This is a genomic window from Alphaproteobacteria bacterium HT1-32 (assembly GCA_009649675.1).
Taxonomy (GTDB): Bacteria; Pseudomonadota; Alphaproteobacteria; order Rhodospirillales; family HT1-32; genus HT1-32.
Genome location: WJPL01000002.1, coordinates 592,457 through 611,159, shown reverse-complemented (window position 1 = coordinate 611,159; position 18,703 = coordinate 592,457). Strand labels below are relative to the sequence as shown.

Below are 18,703 nucleotides of genomic sequence, written 5' to 3'. Positions count from 1 at the left end.
TCCCTACATCCGGAACACGCCGAAGCGTGTCTGTTCAATCGGGGCATTCAGCGACGCAGAGATACCGAGACCCAGCACCATCCGAGTATCTGCCGGGTCAATGATACCGTCATCCCACAAACGGGCTGAGGCGTAATAGGGATGAGCCTGTTCCTCAAACTGGTCGAGCACCGGTTGTCTGAACGCGGCCTCATCTTCCTCGCTCCAGCTTTCCCCGCGTTTTTCCATCGCATCACGTTTCACCGTAGCCAGCACACCGGCGGCCTGAGCACCCCCCATGACGCTGATCCGGGCATTGGGCCACATCCAGAGGAACCGGGGGCTGTAGCCCCGGCCGCACATACCATAGTTCCCCGCACCGAACGAACCACCGATGATGACCGTGAATTTCGGGACTTTAGCCGTCGCCACTGCCGTCACCATCTTCGCCCCGTCCTTGGCGATGCCGCCGGACTCATATTTCGAGCCGACCATGAAGCCGGTGATGTTCTGGAGGAAGACGAGCGGAATACCCCGCTGTGCGCAGAGTTCAATGAAATGCGCACCTTTCAGAGCACTTTCCGAGAACAGGATACCGTTGTTCGCGACGATACCAACGGGATAGCCGAAGATATGAGCAAACCCGCAGATCAGGGTCGTCCCGTAGAGCTGTTTGAACTCGTCAAATTCCGAACCATCAACAATACGGGCAATGATCTCCCGCACATCGAATGGCTTCCTGGGATCAGCCGAGACAACGCCGTAGATGTCCTCCGGTGCATAGGCTGGCTCGACGCTCTCCCGAACGGCCAGCGCCGGTTGCTTGACCCGGTTCAGATTACTGACAATTCTCCGCGCCGTTGCCAGTGCGTCAGCATCATTCTGCGCCATATGATCCGTGACACCGGAAGTGCGGGAATGAACATCTGCCCCGCCGAGGTCTTCTGCGGAAACCACTTCGCCTGTCGCCGCCTTGACCAGAGGCGGCCCCCCCAGAAAGATCGTGCCCTGATTACGGACGATCACGCTTTCGTCGGACATCGCCGGAACATACGCCCCGCCTGCTGTACAGGACCCCATCACCACAGCAATCTGCGGAATACCCTTCGCGCTCATATTGGCCTGATTATAGAAAATACGGCCGAAATGATCGCGGTCCGGAAAAACCTCATCCTGCATCGGCAGGTTGGCCCCGCCGGAATCCACCAGATAGATACAGGGCAGATTGTTCTGCTCGGCTATCTCCTGCGCCCGCAGATGTTTTTTTACGGTCATCGGATAATAGGTGCCGCCCTTTACCGTCGCATCATTGGCAACGATCACACATTCCGTACCAGACACGCGCCCGATACCCGTCAGGATGCCAGCTGCCGGAATATCACCACCATACATCCCGTGTGCCGCAAGCTGCGACAGTTCGAGAAACGGCGATCCCGGATCCAGCAACTGCCGCACCCGGTCCCGCGGCAGCAACTTGCCCCGCCCGAGATGACGTTCCCGCGACCGCTCGCCACCGCCCAGCTTCACCCGGCTGACTTCCGCCTGCAGGTCCGTAACCGTGGCTTTCAGCGCGTCGGCATTCGCCTGGAATTCTGCCGAACGCGGGTTTAGGGCTGACTTGATCTTCGTCATTTGCGTTTTCTTTCAAAAACCGGATTCAGATATCCCGTAACTGATAAGGCGAAGCCATCACCTCCATGTCATCCCGGGGACCGCCGGGATGACATGAGGTTTCAAACCATCACCAGCCGCCGCTTTGCAGCCACTTCTTGACCATCCAGATACGATCGGAGCCCCAGAATCGCTCGCCGTCGACAATGATCATCGGTGAGCCGAATATCTGCTTCTCGACCGCAGCCTCGACATTGAGACGCAGCTTGTCCTTTATCTCGGGCTGCTGAATCGCATCCAGCAGGGCAGCACCATCAACGCCGACGCCTTCCGCAACAGCTGCAACCTCATCGGGTTTACCAATCTGGATGCCCTGACCAAAATAGGTATCAAAACAGGCCCGTGCGAATGACTTCGCCTTTGCCGGGTCCGTTTCATCCAGCCAGTAGAAGGCACGCGCCGCTGCAATCGTCGCAATCGGAAAGGGATCGGGCATGGTCCAGGGAAGGTGCTGAAAACGGGCCAGCCGGGGCCAGTCTTCGAGGCAGTATTCACCCTTCATCGGGACTTCCACCAGCGGCGGCATGCCGGTAATCTTGAAGACCGCCCCCAGCAGGAACGGCCGCCAGATTGTTTCCCGGCCATGACGGGCGCCAATATCGTCGATCTTGGCCTGTGCGAAATAGGCATAGGGGCTGGAAAAATCGAACCAGAACTCAATTGGATCGGCCATTCTTTAGTCTCCTGCAATTGCGCGACCGATCACCAGCCGCTGAATGTCTGAAGTGCCTTCATAGATCTGGCAGACCCGGACATCACGGTAGATACGCTCCACCGGATAGTCGTTCAGATAGCCATAACCGCCATGGGTCTGGATCGCATCTGAACAGACCCGCTCTGCCATTTCCGACGCGAACAGTTTCGCCATCGATGCTTCCTTGAGGCAGGGCCGTCCCGCGTCTCTCAGGCATGCCGCATGCAGCACCATCTGCCGCGCGGCCTCGATCTGAGTGGCCATATCAGCAAGGCGGAAATTCACCGCCTGATGTTGAATGATCGGTTTGCCGAAACTGGTGCGTTCCTTCGCATAGGACAGAGCCGCCTCATAGGCAGCCTGCGCCATGCCAACGGATTGTGCGGCAATGCCGATCCGGCCGCCCTCCAGATTGGAAAGCGCAATGCGATAGCCCTCGCCCTCCTTCCCCAGCATCAGGTCTGCTTCCAGTTGCAGGTCTTCAAAGACAATCTGGCAGGTTTCGGACGCTTTCTGGCCGAGCTTCTTCTCTGTTGAGGCAACGATATATCCCGGCCTGTCCGTCGGCACGATGAAGGCACTGATTCCCTTCTTGCCCGCTGCCGGGTCGGTTACCGCAAAGGCAATGCAGATATCGGCCCGGGAGCCGGAGGAGATGAACTGCTTGGTGCCATTGAGCACCCAGCCATTCCCGGAGCGTTCTGCCCTTGTACGAATGGCTGAGGCGTCGGAACCGGTATGCGGTTCAGTCAGCGCAAAGGCCCCCAGCATGTCACCCCGGGCCAATGGCCGTAGAAAACGCTGTTTCTGATCTTCCGTGCCATATTTCAGCACCGGCATACAGCCGACAGAATTATGTACGCTCATGATGGTCGAGCAGGAACCGTCACCCGCCGCAATTTCCGCCAGTGCCATGGCATAGGCGACGTGATCGCACTCTCCCCCGTCCCACTCCTCCGGCACCAGCATCCCCATGAAGCCGAGGCTTCCCATCTCGCGGATGGCCTCCTGCGGGAATATCGACCCCCGATCCCAAGCCGCCGCATTCGGTGCCAGCTTTTCGCGCGCAAAAGCACGGGCCGTCTCCCGGATCATCTCCTGCGTTTCAGTAAGCAGCATGACCTGCTCCCTCGTCGCCATGGAGGTGATGACGCGAATAAACACATACGGACAGATGTGAAGCAGTGGCTGACGACAATGCAGAAGCTGTTCGTGAGAGCAGGTTTATCGACACAGATGAACACAGATAAACACGGATGGTAGTGCAAGTTTTTGACAGCCGTTCCGTTATTCCGAAGGCTGAATTTTCGGGATATTTACGCACGGCCTTGCCGTGCAGAATTCCAGCGACGGCCATGCTGTGCGGCACTGATTCAGCCAGTTTCCCGGGCCATCTGTGTTTATCTGTGTTCATCTGTGTCAAAAGCTTCTGCATCAGAGAATCACCCTCTGATACTGTAACCGGTTCCTGCCAAAATTAATCAACAGGGCAAGTTTGTTCCCTGTCGCCCGCAAATAGTTGAGTGTTTGGCCAACATGGGAACGGGACAGGTTTTCTATCGCCTTAACTTCGATAATAAGACAGTCGTCGACGATCATGTCGGCTACATACCTCCCGACCTCATGTCCCTTGTAGGAGACATTCAGGGGAACCTCGTTCTGAGTTGAAATCCCTCTGATTTTCAGCTCAACGAGAAGGGCATTCTGATAGACCCGCTCCAGAAAGCCTGCTCCCAGTTGATTGGAGACCTCAAACGCCGCCGCAAGGACATTTCGGGTCAATCCTGCCTCCGGCCAGTTGTCGTCACCCAAACCTTGTTGTTGCATGTCATCATCTCCATTGCCGCAGACTTCGATGGAATGATTATGCAGAGATCAGGGTGGGTTCTGGTCATGACCAGCCGACGCAATGCTGGTCCGGGAAGAGGCTTCCTGCCTTGTCAGACTGTCCGTCAGGCGCGGGGAAACGCTGTTTGAAGGTGAAGGCCTGTGCCGTTGGGCCGCTGGCTTCCAGAAGGGCCAGACGGGCCAGCCCCTGCTGAGCTGTCGGCTCGGTACCGGCTGGTATCCACCACAGGCACTGATAGGCACCATCTGGCCGGGCGAACCACTCCCGGCGGCGGGCCATGACCTTCGTGTGCCCGGTCTTGTAGACATAATCGAACAGGGCCCCCGGCGTCTCCCAGACCGACATGTTGATGATGAACTGCGGATCATCGGTCAGCAATATATCCGTCGCATTGCCACTGTCGGATTTGAGCCGCCAGACAAATCCCGGCGAGCTTTCCGCCAGCGCATTGATTTCATCCAGCTGGTTCATGAAATCAGCGATTCCCGGATGGTCGGTCGGATAGAGTGTATGCCCGACATTGATCTGTGCGAGATGATATCTGGTCATGCCCTGCACTCCCTACCAGTCGATGGAGTATCCGTCGTAATTGAAGAAACCACCGGTATCGGCTGGCTTCACGCTGGCAACAACGGCCCGCATTCCACGGGCTGAAGTCGCTGCATCAATATCCGCGGCCGCCCCGCCCATATCTGTCTGCACCCAGCCCGGATGCAGAACGATGGAGGTAACACCCTGCCCGGCCAGTGATTTGGCCAGAATGCTCATTGCCATGTTCACCGCTGTCTTCGACGTGCGATAAATCATCTCGCCACTGCCGTTCGAGGCAATCGAGCCCATCCGGCTGGAGACCGTGGCGATTTTCTTCTGGTCGCTGGCGACCAGGTTATCAGCAAAGGCCTCCACAAGCCGGACCGGTGCATAGAGGTTGGTTTCCATGACCTCGCGCATTGCGTCGAAGTCTGTTGATCCGAACTGCCATCCACGCGGACCATAGATACCGGCATTGTTGAACAGGACATCGACAGGCTTACCCGACAGCTTCGCGGCAAGCGCCTTTACGGAATCATCACTGGTCACATCAAGCTGCTCGACCTGTACATCCCCAACGGCTTTCAGGTCATCGGCCTTTGCCGGTGTGCGGCAGCAGCCAATGACATCCCAGCCATCCGCCCGATATTGTCTGGTGAGTTCCAGACCAATTCCGCGATTGGCCCCGCTGATAAGTACTGTCGGCATTCGGTATCCTCCTGTTAAACTCTGCCCTCTGGGGCTTCTTCTCTGTTCAGTTAATTCGCTCAACAGCCATGGCTGTGGCTTCGCCACCACCGATACAAAGGCTGGCCATGCCTTTTTTCAAATCATGTTTCTCCATCGCCGCCAGCAGGGTCACCAGAATGCGGGCACCGGACGCCCCGATGGGATGCCCAAGCGCGCAGGCACCACCATGGATATTGACCTTGTCATGGGGCAGATCGAGATCTCGCATGGCCGCCATGGTCACCACGGCAAAAGCCTCATTGATTTCATAAAGATCGACATCGCCCGCAGCCCAGCCCGTTCGTTCCAGCAGCTTCTGCATGGCACCAACCGGAGCCGTTGTGAACCAGGCCGGTTCCTGCGCATGCGTGCTGTGCCCCCTGATGATCGCCAGTGGCTTCCGGCCCCGCTTTTCCGCTTCGGACAAACGCATCAGCACCAGCGCCGCACCGCCGTCCGAGATCGAACTGGAATTGGCAGCGGTCACCGATCCGTCTTTGGCGAAAGCCGGGCGCAGGGTCGGGATTTTATCAATGTTCGCATTGAACGGCTGTTCATCGCTGTCGACAACCGTCTCCCCCTTGCGGCCGCGAACCGTGAAAGGCGTGATCTCACCGGCAAAACTGCCATCTTCCGTCGCCTTGCGGGCACGGGTCAGCGAGGAAATCGCAAACTCGTCCTGCGCTTCGCGCGTGAACTGGTAATGCCGGGCTGTATCCTCGGCAAAGGTTCCCATCAGACGACCGGTGTCATAAGCATCCTCCAGCCCGTCGAGGAACATATGATCCTTCACCTCACCATGTCCCATCCTCAGCCCCCCGCGGGCTTTTGGCAGAAGGTAAGGCGCGTTCGACATGCTCTCCATGCCGCCGGCAATCATGATATCATTCACGCCCGCAGCAATGGCGTCGTGGGCCAGCATGGTGGCCTTCATGCCGGAACCGCACATCTTGTTCACGGTCGTCGCCGGTTTATCCCAGCCCAGCCCGGCATGATGCCCCGCCTGTCGCGCCGGTGCCTGACCAAGGCCCGCGGGCAGGACCACACCCATGATGCTCTCATCGACATCGTCCGGCGACAGCCCGGCGCGTTCCAGTGCCGCCCTGATTGCAGTCCCTCCGAGTTCAGGTGCCGGTACCGCAGAGAGGCTGCCCTGAAAACCACCCATCGGGGTACGTGCCGCCCCGACGATAACGATGGGATCTGATCTGTTCATCACTGTTTCTCCTCAATCGGGGACCCGTCTTTACGCAACATATGTTCACCATCCGCATCCCGGACAAACAACATGTCAGCATCCGGATATTCAACCCTGTCAACAGGAGAACGATAGCCAATTTCAATGTAATACAGGTCATTCTTTCCAGTATTTATTAACTGATGGCCATTCTGATCACCCGCCGGGAATCCGGCCATCATGCCTGACTTCAGGATTGTCTCACCTTCATCTGTCTTCAGAGTAGCCTCGCCTTCAAGGATGACAATGAACTCATCCTCGCAGGCATGCCAGTGTCGCTGGGCAGACGCAGCACCGGGTCGCAGTCTCGTGGCGTTCGCCCCGAACTGGGTCAGTCCAAACAGGTCGCCAACCGCCACACGCTCCCGCCCGGCAACGGCCTTGTCATAAGGTGGCGGATAATCGGTTCCGGTCTCTCCCGGCACCGTCCGCGGATCGAAGGGCTTATGCTTCACGATCTCGTCCCCCTCAGGCCGTTTCGCTGAACAGTTCGCGTCCGATCAGCATCCGGCGAATTTCACTGGTGCCGGCACCAATTTCGTAAAGTTTTGCATCGCGCAAAAGGCGTCCGGTTGCATAGTCGTTGATATATCCGTTGCCACCAAGGCACTGGATCGCCTCCAGCGCCATCCAGGTGGCTTTCTCGGCGGCATAAAGGATAGCACCCGCAGCATCCTTCCGGGTTGTCTCACCGCGATCACAGGCCCTGGCAACAGCATATACATAGGCCTTGGCGGCGTTCATGGTGGTATACATATCGGCCAGCTTGCCCTGCATCAGCTGGAATTCACCGATCGGTTTCCCGAACTGCTTCCGTTCATGGACATAGGGCAGCACGATATCCATGCAGGCCTGCATGATGCCAACCGGCCCGGCCGCAAGCACAGCCCGCTCATAATCCAGACCGCTCATCAGCACATTGACGCCACGACCGACCTCTCCCAGCACGTTCTCTGCCGGTACCTCGCAATCCTGGAAGACCAGCTCGCAGGTGTTGGATCCGCGCATACCCAGCTTGTCGAGCTTCTGCGCGGTCGAGAAGCCACTGAACCCCTTTTCGATCAGAAAGGCGGTGATGCCCCGCGGCCCGGCTTCCGGATCCGTCTTCGCATAGACCACCAGCGTATCGGCATCGGGGCCGTTGGTGATCCACATCTTGTTGCCGTTGAGGATATAGCGATCCCCCTTCTTCTCGGCCCGAAGTTTCATCGAGACCACATCAGATCCGGCACCCGGTTCGCTCATCGCCAGGGCACCGATATTCTCGCCCGATATCAGCCCGGGCAGATAACGCTGCTTCTGTTCGGCGCTGCCGTTCCGGTAGATCTGGTTCACACACAGGTTTGAATGCGCACCATAGGACAGGCCAACAGAGGCCGAGGCCCGGCTGATCTCTTCCATCGCAATGCAATGTTCCAGATAGCCCATATCAGCGCCGCCATATTCCTCTGATACCGTGATGCCGAGCAGACCGAGATCCCCGAACTTTCGCCAGAGCTGATTGGGGAATTCGTTGTCGCGGTCAACACCTTCCGCCAGCGGGGCAATTTCATCCGCAGCAAAGCTGGCCACGCTGTCGCGCAACATGTCGGCGGTTTCACCGAGATCGAAATTAAGCGACGGAAAACTGTTGGAAATCATGGAAATTCTCTCCTCACGCCGGTTGATCCGGCCTGTCATGCAGGCACATCAGTGTCTGCTGCATTATCGCACAGAGCGTCTCATTATTGTCAGTCGCGACGAAAACCTCGCCGGAACAGATCGTCAGATTACGGCCCGGACGGACGACCCGCCCGCGGGCGATCAGTTCTTCACCTTCAGCCGGAGCCACAAGGTTGACCTTGAACTCAACCGTCACAACACTGGAATTCTCAGGAAACAGCGTATAACCGGCATAACCTCCGGCGCTATCAACAATCGTTGAGGTGACGCCAGCATGAAAGAAGCCATGCTGCTGGGTCAGATCCTGCCGCCAGGGCAGCCGGATCTCAACAAACCCCGGTTCCACGGCGGATACAGAAGCCCCCATCAGCCCCATGACACCCTGTCGCGAGAAGCTGGCCCTCACCCGATCGGCATAGTCTGCAACCTTCGGCGTGAACTCAGCCATCTGACGTTCCGCAAATCGCATCATGTTCCGTCACCAGTGCCGTCATCTGTGCACGCAGATCCTCCGGAATTGCCATGCTTTGCCGGGTCGCGGAATTGATGAAGCAGGCGATATTGCGGATCTGGGCCGAAACCGCCCCTGTACCCAGATTACGCATCTCATGGCTGAAGGTAACGGTCTTGTTCGACAGACGCTCGATCCGGCTGGTCACGGCAATGATATCGCCTGCAACCAGTTCCGCCTTGTAGCGGATATCCTGTTGCAGGGCCGCCATGTTGTAGCCGTCTTCCCGCAGGGTCTTCGCGGTCACACCGAACAGGGCAAACAGGTTCCAGGTCGCCTCGTCGAACTTGCCGATATAATGCTGCACGTTCATGTGCCCCATATGGTCATGATGCCAGGGATAGATGGCCCCCCGATGGCAAACCGGCAGTCCCTCCGCATGAACAACCGGTGCGGTGATGTCGTTGGTCACGGCCTATCCTAATGTCAGTGAAAGTTGAGCTTTCTTCTCATCCTGCTTCGACCTGAGCCGCGTCAGGCGCTCGGAACAATCGGCCTCAATCCGTTCAAGCTCATTGAGAATCGCCGCAATGTCCTGGCGCTGCTGCTCCAGATGGTCACGTCGCTCCGCGATCTTCTCCAGAAAATGCTGAAGCTGACCGACCTCACCGCCATCCATATCATAAAGATCAAGGATTTCGCGAATTTCCTGAATGGAAAAGCCAAGCCGCTTGCCACGCATGATCAGCCGCAGCCGCGTCCGGTCCCGCTGGCTGTAGATCCGGCGCTGCCCGGCCCGCGCCGGTGAGATCAGCCCGGCATCCTCATAAAACCGGACCGTCCGGTTGGTAACGCCGAACTCAGCCGCCAGATCAGCAATGGTGAATTGATCTTTCATTGCAGAACGATGCATCAAGTTTACGTTTACGTAAAGTGTAAAATCAGGACAAAGAAAAGGCAGCCTGCATCAGCTGCGGGCTGCCCTCCCGTCTGATCTTCCGTCGCTTTACTTGCCTTCGGCGACCTTGCGATAAGACTGCGCCATCTTCGCATAATGCGCAGCGGTCTGCGGCAATGTACGGTTTTCTTCGTCTGTCAGCTGGCGCCAGTACTTCGCCGGGCTGCCGGACCAGAGTTCACCCTTTTTCACCCGCTTGTTCGGTGTCAGCAACGCACCGGCTGCAACCATGCCGCCGCCTTCAACGACAGCACCGTCCATGACTGTTGCTCCCATGCCGACAAACGCATGAGATTCCAGGGTGCAGGCGTGAATGATCGCCATATGCCCGATGGTCACATCGTCACCGATAACGGTGCCTGCGCGACCACGGCTGACATGCACAATCGTACCATCCTGAATATTGGCACGCGCACCAATTCGGATGCTCGCCACATCCCCGCGAACGACAACATTGTACCAGATATTCGCTTCCGGCCCGATTTCGACATCACCAATGATGACAGCGTTCTGTGCGATAAAGGCATCATCGGCAATTTTCGGAAGGATATCGTTGTAAGGCAGAATAAGGCCGCTCATGGGTATTTCTCCGTTGATAAAAGCCTCCCCTGCCTCTGAAACAGGTTCAGGGTGAGGGCTTGAGGTCTTGGCTGAACTTATGGGAACAGGGGCTGCTGATCGAGGCCCAGCGTCTCCGGCAGGCCCAGCATGACATTCATGTTCTGGATCGCCTGTCCCGATGCACCCTTCACCAGATTATCGAGCGCACTGATGATGATCGCACGCCCCTTTACACGGTCTGCAACAACACCAATCAGCGTGTAGTTCGATCCGCGGACATGGCGTGTGGCCGGAACTTCGCCTTCCGGCAGGATACCGACAAAAGGCTCGTCAGCATATCGCGCCGCCAGGGTGGCATGCAGATCACTGGCGCTGACACCCGGTTTCAGGGTGACATAGATGGTCGACAGAATGCCACGGTTCATTGGCATCAGATGCGGTGTGAAGGTAACGGTGATCGGCTCACCGGCAGCTTCCGTCAGTTCCTGATCGATCTCGACCGCATGACGGTGTTTGGCCACACCATAGGCATGGATGCCTTCCGACACCTCCGAATACAAGGTGCCTTCCTTCGGCGCGCGCCCGGCGCCGGTGACACCTGACTTCGCATCAATAATGATGTTATCGCGTTCAATCTGGTCTGCGATAAGCAGCGGGATCAGCGGCAGTTCTGCACCGGTGGTGTAGCAACCGGGATTGGCCACAAGACGCGCCCCGTGAATCGCCTCCCGCTTGATTTCCGTCAGTCCATAGACGGCATCCTTCTGGAGGTCCGGTGCCAGATGTTCATGCCCGTACCAGATCGCATAGGTCTCAAGGCTGGTGAACCGGAAATCTGCGGACAGATCGACAATCCGGACATGATCCGGCAGCCCGGCAATGATTTCCTGAGTGGTACCGTGCGGCAGTCCGCAAAAAACGAAATCGACACCCGACCAGTCGACATCTTCAACCTTGTCGAGTTCCGGCAGATCAAGCTGTCCCAGATGCGGGTAGACTTCGCGAAAGGGCACCCCGGCCTTGCGATCAGCCGTCATTGCCACAATTCGTCCGCCCGTGTGTCGGCTCAGCAGACGCACAAGCTCCGCTCCCGTATATCCACTGGCTCCAAGAATCGCGATCCGTGTCGGCTCCGCAGTCATCATCTCACTCCTGATAAATGTGGCCTCTTGATATAGCCCAATGCCCTGTCGCCCAAGGGAAAAATTGTCCAGACCTTATCAGCGGGCCATAAATTCAATGCTTTATGATCATCAGGCCTTCGTCGGAAGATGGAAGTTCGAAATAGCTGCTGAACAATTCAAAGTCTGCTTCTGTCGGTGCAAACGGATGCTCGCCAGAGGCATTGCGAATTTTCAGCCGGCGTTTGCACTCCTCATCGCTGGTCTCGATCAGGTGGAGGACATGACCGACACCTGCCGCTTGCGAAAGACTGATCAGGCCCGCGCGCTGACGCCGGGTGTTGCCCGGAAAATCCAGAACAACAGACATTCCCGAACGAAGCATCTCAACCAGCATCGGAAACAGAACCTTCCGAAGTCTGCCAGCCCTGTCGGCATAGTCCTCGATGGTTCTTATCTCGCCAGGCCAGAGAAGGTTGTTCCAGTTGTCTTCATTCACCAGAACCGCGCCCTCTTCAGCGGCAATACTGGCAGCGAGAGTCGACTTTCCAGCGGCCATCTTGCCGCAAAACAAGTGTAGGGTTGGCTGTGTCATTTCAGCGGTTTAAGAGATTCACACCATGATGTCATCCGTAATCCCGGACAACATCCCTATACTTTCCGCCAGGTCCGGATCAGTCAAAAAAAAGCCCCCGCACCAGAGATGCGGGGGCTGATCCGGCTTTGATCCGGTTGTTACTTGGTCAGCTTCGCTGATTGTCGCAACCCGATATACAGACTGACACACATCACCAGCAGAACGATGGTGAAGGGAAAGCCGGTTGATACCGCCATTGCCTGCAGGGCTGTCAGGGCTCCTGCCCCGCCAACCAGTAGCAGGGTTGCCGCAACAACACCTTCAAAGGTGCACCAGAACACACGCTGTGAAACCGGTGCATTCGTCTTGCCGCCAGCCGTGATGGTATCAATCACCAGCGAACCGGAATCTGATGAGGTGACAAAGAACACCAGCACCAGAATGATACCCAGAAACGAGGTGAACATGGCAAAGGGCAGAGGCTTCAGCATCTCGAACAGTTTCAGTTCAAGTGCAGCAGCCTTAACCGGAGCTGCCGCATCGGCAACCACCTGCGCAATGGCCGTTCCACCGAAAGCACCCATCCAGACAACACTGACCAGCGTCGGAATGACGATGACGCAGAACATGAATTCCCGCACCGTCCGACCCCGGGATACCCGGGCAATGAACATGCCGACAAACGGTGACCAGGAAATCCACCAGGCCCAGTAAAATGCAGTCCAGCCCTGTGAGAAATTCGCATCTTCACGACCGAACGGCATTGAAAGCGGTACGACTTCCTTCACATAGGCAAGTCCACCGGAGAGGATCGTCTCGAAGATCGTCGCTGTCGGGCCGACAATAATGATGAACAGCAACAGCAGCGCGGCCAGACCGATATTGATTTCGGACAGCACCTTAACACCGCCATCAAGTCCCCGGATCACCGAGATCATGGCCAGACCGGTAATCGCCGCAATCAGGATAACCTTCGCTCCGTTACCCGTACTCCAGCCGAACAGATAGTTCAGACCGGCAAGCGCCTGCTCCGTGCCGAAGCCGAGGCTTGTGGCCAGACCAAACAGGGTCGCGAAGACGGCAAGGATGTCGATCATATGACCCCACCAGCCCCAGACCCGGTCGCCAAGCAGCGGGTAAAAGGCTGAACGCAGCGTCAGCGGCAAACCACGATTATAGGTAAAGAACGCCAGAGACAGTGCCAGAACCGCATAGATTGCCCAGGGGTGAAGTGCCCAGTGGAAGATCGTGGCTGCCATGCCCAGATTACGGGCTGCCTCGATATCCCCTGCTGCGGCCCCCAGCGGTGCCCAGTCTGTTCGTACACCGCCTTCTGATGCGACCCCGCCCATGGAGGACGCGAAATGCGACATCGGCTCGGAAACACCAAAGAACATCAGGCCGATCCCCATGCCCGCTGCGAACAACATCGCAAACCAGCCGAGGTAGCTGTAATCCGGCGTTGCATCATCTCCGCCAAGGCGAATTTTGCCGAGGGGTGAGATCATCAGGAAAATGCTGAACAGCACGAACACATTTGCCGACGCCAGGAAGAACCAGTCGAAGTTTGACGTCAGGAATGGACGCAGCCAGCCAAAGAATTCCGTGGCATCCGCCTGAAAAGCAAGTGTGATGAAGACGAAAACAACAATCGACAGCCCTGAAATCAAGAAGACCGGATTGTGAATATCAAGCCCGAATGGCGTGATATTATGCTGCCCTGTTTCAAATTCCGTATCAATCGGATGCGGAACTTCTTCAGGAACAGGCTCGGTGGAATCATTCATTTCAACCCCCATTTGTTATGATTTCTTCCAGTGATTCGCAGAGTCCTATCATTTCCGGCCCGAATACCAAAACCCTGTTCCCCGCTTATTTTGTTCAGTCCGCGACATTCTGCAGGATTGATCCTTCAGAAAACGCCGGACTGTGCGGGTTCAAGCTTGGCTGACAGGCTATGGAGGAAAGGATCAGGGCTCCCGGTTCAGGCGGGAAATCACACCATAGAGTGCCTGGGGGCTAGAATACGGGGTGACCCAGCCAGCCGTGAATACCAACGATCACAGCATACAGCACCAGCGACAGGACAAGAATTTTGCCGTCACCGAACCAGGTTCCGCGTTCAGGGCGTTGCCATTCTCCTTCGGCGCGGTTGATGACGACCATCTCCAGTACCGCCCAGACTGCCATGCCTCCAAACAGCACCAGTGACGGCAGATCGCCATTTACCAGCAGATGCGCCACCGACCAGACCAGAACACCCGTCAGCATAGGGTGACGAATCCAGGTACGGACAACACCACGCACCCTCCCCACATCCATCAGGAATAACGCCACCAGCATCAGAAGATTGTTCAGATGCCAGCTCCAGCCTGGCAAGACATACAGAAACGTCTCCTCGGCTTCCCTGTATCCGAAGATCATCATGACGACACTGATGACGATCAGAATGGCGACGACCGGCCTGCCCCACTTACCCATGGCCTCACGTTGACGCGGCATGACCCGCCGGAACAGATGGGCCGCAATCCAGAGCACAAGGCCTGACAGAAGCAACGTCATGGGATCAATCCTTTACAGCAATCAGAAACAGCGCCTTCGTTCTGCCGGGCTGCCATCTGTGTTCGATGTTAAAACCTGCGGCGCTGATCTCCTGTTCCAGGGTAGCAGGCGTGAAGAACGCAACTTCCGGCACCAGACCAAAGCCCCTTGCAACCGGCAGAACCGGTTTCAGCCAGGACATCGGACCGCTGAGACAGGGCGTCGACGTGATGAAACGACCACCCGGCCTGAGCAAACTGTGAACCTTATTGAACGTCGCCTGACGGTCGGCCAGCAGATGCAGAATGCTGTGCCCCATCACCACATCCCATCTCCGGCCATCTGCCTCGAAGCTCTCGATGCCGTCCTGCCGGAATGACAGATTTTCAATTCCCGCATCTGCCGCTTTCGTGCGGGCAATATCGAGCATCCGCCCGGAGATATCGATAGCCGTGATCTGCCGGACGAAGGGGGCATGCAGAATTGCTGTTGAACCTGTACCGCACCCGAATTCCAGCACATCCATCTCAGGTGCCAGATGTTCCCGTGTGACAGCAAGCTTTCGATCATACGACGCCTGATCTGATATCCGGCTGCGGGCATAACGCGGCGCGATACGGTCCCAGAAGGCACTGTTTGTGGTCATCAGATTATTTCCCTCGCTTGTGATGGCATCATCACCACCATTTTGCTGGCGTGGGTTCTATACATACATTATCGCAGAATAAATTGCCTAAATATAACTGGCCTATATACATATTTGCATGAACTGGACATCCATCGCGTTCGACTGGAATCAGGTGCGGGCCTTCCTTGTGACCGCCGAAGAAGGCTCTTTCTCAGCCGCCGCTCGTGCATTGCGTTTGTCGCAACCGACACTGGGCCGGCAGGTAGCCGCACTTGAACAGCAACTCGGCGTCACTCTGTTCGAACGGCCGGGGCGGAAACTGCTTCTCACATCATCAGGGCTGGAGCTTTTGCAGCATGTCCGGGCGATGGGCGAAGCTGCCGGACGGATATCCCTGACCGCATCGGGCCAGTCACAGACCATCGCAGGCCATGTCTGCATCACCGCAACTGATGGCATATCGATGTATATGCTGCCCGATGCCCTGAAACGGTTACGGAAAGAGGCACCGGGCATCAGCATCGAGATCGTCGCCTCGAACGACGTTCATGATCTTCGGCGCCGGGAGGCCGATATCGCAATCCGGCATGGTCGCCCCGAACAGCCGGATCTGATTGCCCGGTTTCTGCGCAACATCCCCATGCGGTTATATGCAACCCCTGAATTTCTGGATCAGATCGGCAGACCAAAGGCGACAGATGACCTCTCGGGTGTCGTCTTCATCGGCTTTGAACAAACAGACCGGTTTACCGAATGGCTGAATGATATCGGTCTGTCGCTGACGGCTGAGAACTTCATGCTGATGTCAGAAAACGGTGCCGTCGTCTGGGAACTGGTTCGTAAAGGTCTCGGCATCGGCATCATGGCAGAGGAAGTTGCCCGCCACTTCGGCGGTCTCGAATGCGCCTTCCCGGAACTGGAAAACGTCATGGTGCCCATGTGGCTGGTCACCCACCGGGAACTCCGAACCAGCCCCCGCATTCGCAAGGTCTATGACATACTTGCTGAAACACTGTCATAACCTGCAGGGTGGATTCTGACGGGTGGTCCCGGATCATCACCGGGAGACCACCGGCTGACGCTTCACGATGAACGTGGTTTCTCTCCGCGTCTTGTATGGAGAGCCCAGAAGCATTTTTGGCCGATGAAAGGTGCCATCCGGATATTGGTCTCGCTGTCCGCAATCCGGTACGAGATGACCAGCCAGCATTTCAGGAGAGGAAGTTTCTGTCTCCGGCTGCGGATCGGGGAACCGCGGACGAGCAGGCATCACTCCAACACCAGTCCCTGCCCCGGCTGAAAACCAACCGGGGCAGCGGAATAGTTTAGTCGTTGCGGCCTTCCAGAGCGGCCAGCACTTCATCCGTAACCTGTTCGGTCGTGGCATTGCCGCCAAGATCACGCGTCAGCACCTTGCCGTCGGCAGTAACACGCTCAACAGCCGTCATCAGTGCTGCGGCGGCCGCTTTCTCACCCAGATGATCCAGCATCATCGCAGCCGACCAGAAAGAGCCGATCGGATTGGCGATACCTTTGCCCATGATATCAAAGGCAGAGCCATGAATCGGCTCGAACATCGAGGGAGCATCCCGTTCCGGACGCAGGTTCCCTGTCGGTGCAATGCCCATGGAACCGGTCAGTGCCGCCGCCAGATCGGACAGCACATCAGCATGCAGATTGGTCGCCACAACCGTATCGATGGACCGGGGGTCGAGCACCATCCGCGTTGTCATGGCATCAACCAGCATCTTGTCGGTTTCCACATCCGGGAAGTCCTGCCGGACTTCTTCAAACACCTGATCCCAGAACACCATGCCGTGACGCTGGGCGTTTGATTTCGTGACCAGTGTCAGTTTCTTCCGGGGCCGTGACCGGGCGAGTTCCAGCGCGAACCGCTGAATACGTTCCACACCCGTTCGTGTAAAAACGGAAACATCCATGCCGACTTCTTCCGGCAGTCCGGTGTGAACCCGACCACCGACACCCGCATATTCACCTTCCGAGTTTTCCCGGACGATTACCCAGTCGACATCTTCCGGCTTCGCGTCGCGCAGCGGCCCCCGGATGCCGGGAAGCAGGCGTGAGGGGCGAACATTCGCGTACTGATCAAACGGCTGACAGATGGCAAGGCGCAGGCCCCACAACGAAATATGGTCCGGCACACGCGGATCACCCGCTGAACCGAAATAGATGGCGTCAAACGGACGGAGCGTCGCCAGCCCGTCATCCGGCATCATCTTGCCGGTTTCGAGATAGTAATCAGTTCCCCAGGGGAATTCCTCAACACGCAGCTTAAAGCCCCCGTCACGTTCTGCGACGGCATGAAGAACGCGGGTGCCGGCGCGGATGACCTCGCCTCCGATGCCATCACCGGGGACGGCGGCTATACTATATTCACGCATGGGAAACTCCTTGATGTGGACAGGGCTGCTTTATCGCCCGAAATTCTGACTGTGAACAGTCATAGACAATTACATTCAGTTTGATAATTTCATAAATCTCATTTCATTGTTGCGTTGATAACAACAGTTATGGAAAGCGATCTCGCCTTCTTCGCCCTGCTTGCCCGACGGGAGAGTTTCACCAGCACGGGACAGGAGATCGGGGTTTCCGCCTCGGCCGTCAGTCGCCGGCTGGCACGGCTTGAAGACCGGCTTGGCGTCCGGTTGCTGAACCGGACAACCCGAAGGGTCAGCCTGACCAGTGAAGGCGAGACCTATCTTCGCGAGGCATCACGCATCCTCGGTGAAATCGAGTCACTCGAACAGAAAATCACCGGCGCCCGCGAGACACCGAAAGGTCTGCTCCGGATCAACTCCACCCTTCGCTTTGGCCGTACCTGCATTGCGCCGATGATAGCCGCCTACAAGCAACGCTATCCGGAAGTTGAAATTCAGCTGATCCTGTCCGACGCCCCCCTTAATCTGGTCCGGGAGGGTATTGATGTCGGTATTCGCTTCGGTGCACCGCCCGACAGCCAGATGGTCATGCGCCTGCTGGTTCGTAACCGCCGTTATATCTGCGCGGCACCCGCCTATCTGCAACGTCACGGCACGCCGGCAGCACTTGGCGATCTGCAGAAGCATAACTGCATCGTACTGCGACAGGACCACGGCACCTATGACCTCTGGCGGTTTGACGATCAGAATGGCGAAATGCAGACGGCAAAAGTCAGTGGCGATCTCAGCACCAATGACGGCGAGGTTGCGCTCGACTGGGTGTTGCAGGGCCACGGCATCATGTTGCGCTCGGAATGGGACATCGCCCGCCATGTACGTGACGGGGACCTGCGCATCGTCCTCCCGGGCTTCCGGCAGACCGCCCATATTTCAGCCGTCTACCCCGAACGCCATAACCTTTCCGCCCGGGTGCGATCATTCATCGACCACCTCGCCGCCACGCTGACTGAAACAGAACAGGGGGCGTCCCTGACCCTGACTCCGGAAGATATCCGGGGCTGACAGATCTGGTCCGGGACCACTTTTCAATCTGACCTCATCGACAGGACCGGTGC

21 protein-coding genes are annotated in these 18,703 nt (G+C 57.2%); 2 read left to right on the top strand and 19 right to left on the bottom strand.

Features of this window, described 5'->3' with window-relative positions; genetic code table 11:
* Nucleotides 1-3: 3 nt before the first annotated feature.
* The 18 genes from GH722_14355 to GH722_14270 all read right to left on the bottom strand — a co-directional run bounded on the left by GH722_14355 (nt 4) and on the right by GH722_14270 (nt 15,207).
* On the bottom strand, nt 4-1,611 hold the full coding sequence (locus tag GH722_14355; GenBank protein ID MRG72947.1) for a methylcrotonoyl-CoA carboxylase: 1,608 nt from the start codon (nt 1,609-1,611) through the stop codon (nt 4-6).
* Between the two features lie 109 nt (nt 1,612-1,720).
* Nucleotides 1,721-2,323, bottom strand: a complete 603-nt coding sequence (locus GH722_14350) for a 2-hydroxychromene-2-carboxylate isomerase (GenBank protein ID MRG72946.1) — start codon at nt 2,321-2,323, stop codon at nt 1,721-1,723.
* A 3-nt stretch (nt 2,324-2,326) separates the two neighbouring features.
* Nucleotides 2,327-3,463 (bottom strand): acyl-CoA dehydrogenase, encoded by a 1,137-nt coding sequence (locus tag GH722_14345; GenBank protein ID MRG72945.1) that lies wholly within the window; start codon nt 3,461-3,463, stop codon nt 2,327-2,329.
* Between the two features lie 315 nt (nt 3,464-3,778).
* Nucleotides 3,779-4,171, bottom strand: a complete 393-nt coding sequence (locus tag GH722_14340) for a GxxExxY protein (protein ID MRG72944.1) — start codon at nt 4,169-4,171, stop codon at nt 3,779-3,781.
* Nucleotides 4,172-4,235: 64 nt separating this feature from the next.
* The gene (locus tag GH722_14335) at nt 4,236-4,742 is read right to left on the bottom strand and encodes a DUF3291 domain-containing protein (GenBank protein MRG72943.1); all 507 of its coding nucleotides are present in this window, start codon (nt 4,740-4,742) and stop codon (nt 4,236-4,238) included.
* Nucleotides 4,743-4,754: 12 nt separating this feature from the next.
* Nucleotides 4,755-5,432, bottom strand: a complete 678-nt coding sequence (locus GH722_14330) for an SDR family NAD(P)-dependent oxidoreductase (protein ID MRG72942.1) — start codon at nt 5,430-5,432, stop codon at nt 4,755-4,757.
* A 46-nt stretch (nt 5,433-5,478) separates the two neighbouring features.
* Nucleotides 5,479-6,669 carry an acetyl-CoA C-acyltransferase gene (locus GH722_14325; GenBank protein ID MRG72941.1) on the bottom strand — a complete coding sequence of 397 codons (1,191 nt, stop codon included), beginning with the start codon at nt 6,667-6,669 and terminating at the stop codon, nt 5,479-5,481.
* Nucleotides 6,669-7,148, bottom strand: a complete 480-nt coding sequence (locus tag GH722_14320) for a cupin domain-containing protein (protein MRG72940.1) — start codon at nt 7,146-7,148, stop codon at nt 6,669-6,671. The genes GH722_14325 and GH722_14320 overlap by 1 nt, the downstream gene beginning before the upstream one ends.
* Before the next feature lie 10 nt (nt 7,149-7,158).
* Nucleotides 7,159-8,331 (bottom strand): isovaleryl-CoA dehydrogenase, encoded by a 1,173-nt coding sequence (locus GH722_14315; protein ID MRG72939.1) that lies wholly within the window; start codon nt 8,329-8,331, stop codon nt 7,159-7,161.
* Between the two features lie 13 nt (nt 8,332-8,344).
* Nucleotides 8,345-8,800, bottom strand: coding sequence for a hotdog fold thioesterase (locus tag GH722_14310; GenBank protein MRG72938.1), 456 nt, complete (start codon nt 8,798-8,800; stop codon nt 8,345-8,347).
* Nucleotides 8,793-9,275, bottom strand: a complete 483-nt coding sequence (locus tag GH722_14305; GenBank protein MRG72937.1) for a thioesterase — start codon at nt 9,273-9,275, stop codon at nt 8,793-8,795. Before GH722_14305 ends, GH722_14310 begins: the two co-directional genes overlap by 8 nt.
* Nucleotides 9,276-9,278: 3 nt before the next feature.
* Entirely contained in the window at nt 9,279-9,701 is a 423-nt protein-coding gene (locus GH722_14300; GenBank protein ID MRG72936.1) for a MerR family transcriptional regulator, read from the bottom strand.
* 108 nt (nt 9,702-9,809) lie between these two features.
* A complete protein-coding gene (locus GH722_14295) occupies nt 9,810-10,340 on the bottom strand; it encodes a gamma carbonic anhydrase family protein (protein ID MRG72935.1) in 531 nt (176 codons plus the stop codon).
* A 77-nt stretch (nt 10,341-10,417) separates the two neighbouring features.
* Nucleotides 10,418-11,464, bottom strand: a complete 1,047-nt coding sequence (locus GH722_14290) for an N-acetyl-gamma-glutamyl-phosphate reductase (GenBank protein ID MRG72934.1) — start codon at nt 11,462-11,464, stop codon at nt 10,418-10,420.
* A gap of 94 nt (nt 11,465-11,558) precedes the next feature.
* Nucleotides 11,559-12,038, bottom strand: a complete 480-nt coding sequence (locus GH722_14285) for an AAA family ATPase (GenBank protein MRG72933.1) — start codon at nt 12,036-12,038, stop codon at nt 11,559-11,561.
* A gap of 140 nt (nt 12,039-12,178) precedes the next feature.
* The gene (locus GH722_14280) at nt 12,179-13,819 is read right to left on the bottom strand and encodes a BCCT family transporter (protein MRG72932.1); all 1,641 of its coding nucleotides are present in this window, start codon (nt 13,817-13,819) and stop codon (nt 12,179-12,181) included.
* Between the two features lie 220 nt (nt 13,820-14,039).
* Entirely contained in the window at nt 14,040-14,582 is a 543-nt protein-coding gene (locus tag GH722_14275; GenBank protein MRG72931.1) for a hypothetical protein, read from the bottom strand.
* A 4-nt stretch (nt 14,583-14,586) separates the two neighbouring features.
* The gene (locus GH722_14270; GenBank protein MRG72930.1) at nt 14,587-15,207 is read right to left on the bottom strand and encodes a methyltransferase domain-containing protein; all 621 of its coding nucleotides are present in this window, start codon (nt 15,205-15,207) and stop codon (nt 14,587-14,589) included.
* A 118-nt stretch (nt 15,208-15,325) separates the two neighbouring features.
* Between GH722_14270 and GH722_14265 the strand changes: the two genes are divergently transcribed.
* Nucleotides 15,326-16,210 (top strand): LysR family transcriptional regulator, encoded by an 885-nt coding sequence (locus GH722_14265; protein ID MRG72929.1) that lies wholly within the window; start codon nt 15,326-15,328, stop codon nt 16,208-16,210.
* 304 nt (nt 16,211-16,514) lie between these two features.
* Here GH722_14265 and GH722_14260 read toward each other — a convergent pair whose 3' ends face one another.
* Complete coding sequence (locus GH722_14260; protein MRG72928.1) at nt 16,515-17,591, bottom strand: tartrate dehydrogenase; 1,077 nt, start codon at nt 17,589-17,591, stop codon at nt 16,515-16,517.
* Between the two features lie 129 nt (nt 17,592-17,720).
* On the opposite strand from GH722_14260, the gene GH722_14255 reads away from it, so the two are divergent.
* Nucleotides 17,721-18,650, top strand: a complete 930-nt coding sequence (locus tag GH722_14255; protein ID MRG72927.1) for a LysR family transcriptional regulator — start codon at nt 17,721-17,723, stop codon at nt 18,648-18,650.
* The last annotated feature ends 53 nt before the right edge of the window (nt 18,651-18,703 follow it).

Coding starts and splice junctions, on each gene's coding strand:
- GH722_14355 (MRG72947.1), bottom strand. CDS start 1,611: ATGACGAAGATCAAGTCAGCCCTAAACCCGCGTTCGGCAGAATTCCAG.
- GH722_14350 (MRG72946.1), bottom strand. CDS start 2,323: ATGGCCGATCCAATTGAGTTCTGGTTCGATTTTTCCAGCCCCTATGCC.
- GH722_14345 (MRG72945.1), bottom strand. CDS start 3,463: ATGCTGCTTACTGAAACGCAGGAGATGATCCGGGAGACGGCCCGTGCT.
- GH722_14340 (MRG72944.1), bottom strand. CDS start 4,171: ATGCAACAACAAGGTTTGGGTGACGACAACTGGCCGGAGGCAGGATTG.
- GH722_14335 (MRG72943.1), bottom strand. CDS start 4,742: ATGACCAGATATCATCTCGCACAGATCAATGTCGGGCATACACTCTAT.
- GH722_14330 (MRG72942.1), bottom strand. CDS start 5,432: ATGCCGACAGTACTTATCAGCGGGGCCAATCGCGGAATTGGTCTGGAA.
- GH722_14325 (MRG72941.1), bottom strand. CDS start 6,669: ATGAACAGATCAGATCCCATCGTTATCGTCGGGGCGGCACGTACCCCG.
- GH722_14315 (MRG72939.1), bottom strand. CDS start 8,331: ATGATTTCCAACAGTTTTCCGTCGCTTAATTTCGATCTCGGTGAAACC.
- GH722_14310 (MRG72938.1), bottom strand. CDS start 8,800: ATGGCTGAGTTCACGCCGAAGGTTGCAGACTATGCCGATCGGGTGAGG.
- GH722_14300 (MRG72936.1), bottom strand. CDS start 9,701: ATGAAAGATCAATTCACCATTGCTGATCTGGCGGCTGAGTTCGGCGTT.
- GH722_14295 (MRG72935.1), bottom strand. CDS start 10,340: ATGAGCGGCCTTATTCTGCCTTACAACGATATCCTTCCGAAAATTGCC.
- GH722_14290 (MRG72934.1), bottom strand. CDS start 11,464: ATGACTGCGGAGCCGACACGGATCGCGATTCTTGGAGCCAGTGGATAT.
- GH722_14285 (MRG72933.1), bottom strand. CDS start 12,038: ATGACACAGCCAACCCTACACTTGTTTTGCGGCAAGATGGCCGCTGGA.
- GH722_14280 (MRG72932.1), bottom strand. CDS start 13,819: ATGGGGGTTGAAATGAATGATTCCACCGAGCCTGTTCCTGAAGAAGTT.
- GH722_14275 (MRG72931.1), bottom strand. CDS start 14,582: ATGACGTTGCTTCTGTCAGGCCTTGTGCTCTGGATTGCGGCCCATCTG.
- GH722_14270 (MRG72930.1), bottom strand. CDS start 15,207: ATGACCACAAACAGTGCCTTCTGGGACCGTATCGCGCCGCGTTATGCC.
- GH722_14265 (MRG72929.1), top strand. CDS start 15,326: ATGAACTGGACATCCATCGCGTTCGACTGGAATCAGGTGCGGGCCTTC.
- GH722_14260 (MRG72928.1), bottom strand. CDS start 17,591: ATGCGTGAATATAGTATAGCCGCCGTCCCCGGTGATGGCATCGGAGGC.
- GH722_14255 (MRG72927.1), top strand. CDS start 17,721: ATGGAAAGCGATCTCGCCTTCTTCGCCCTGCTTGCCCGACGGGAGAGT.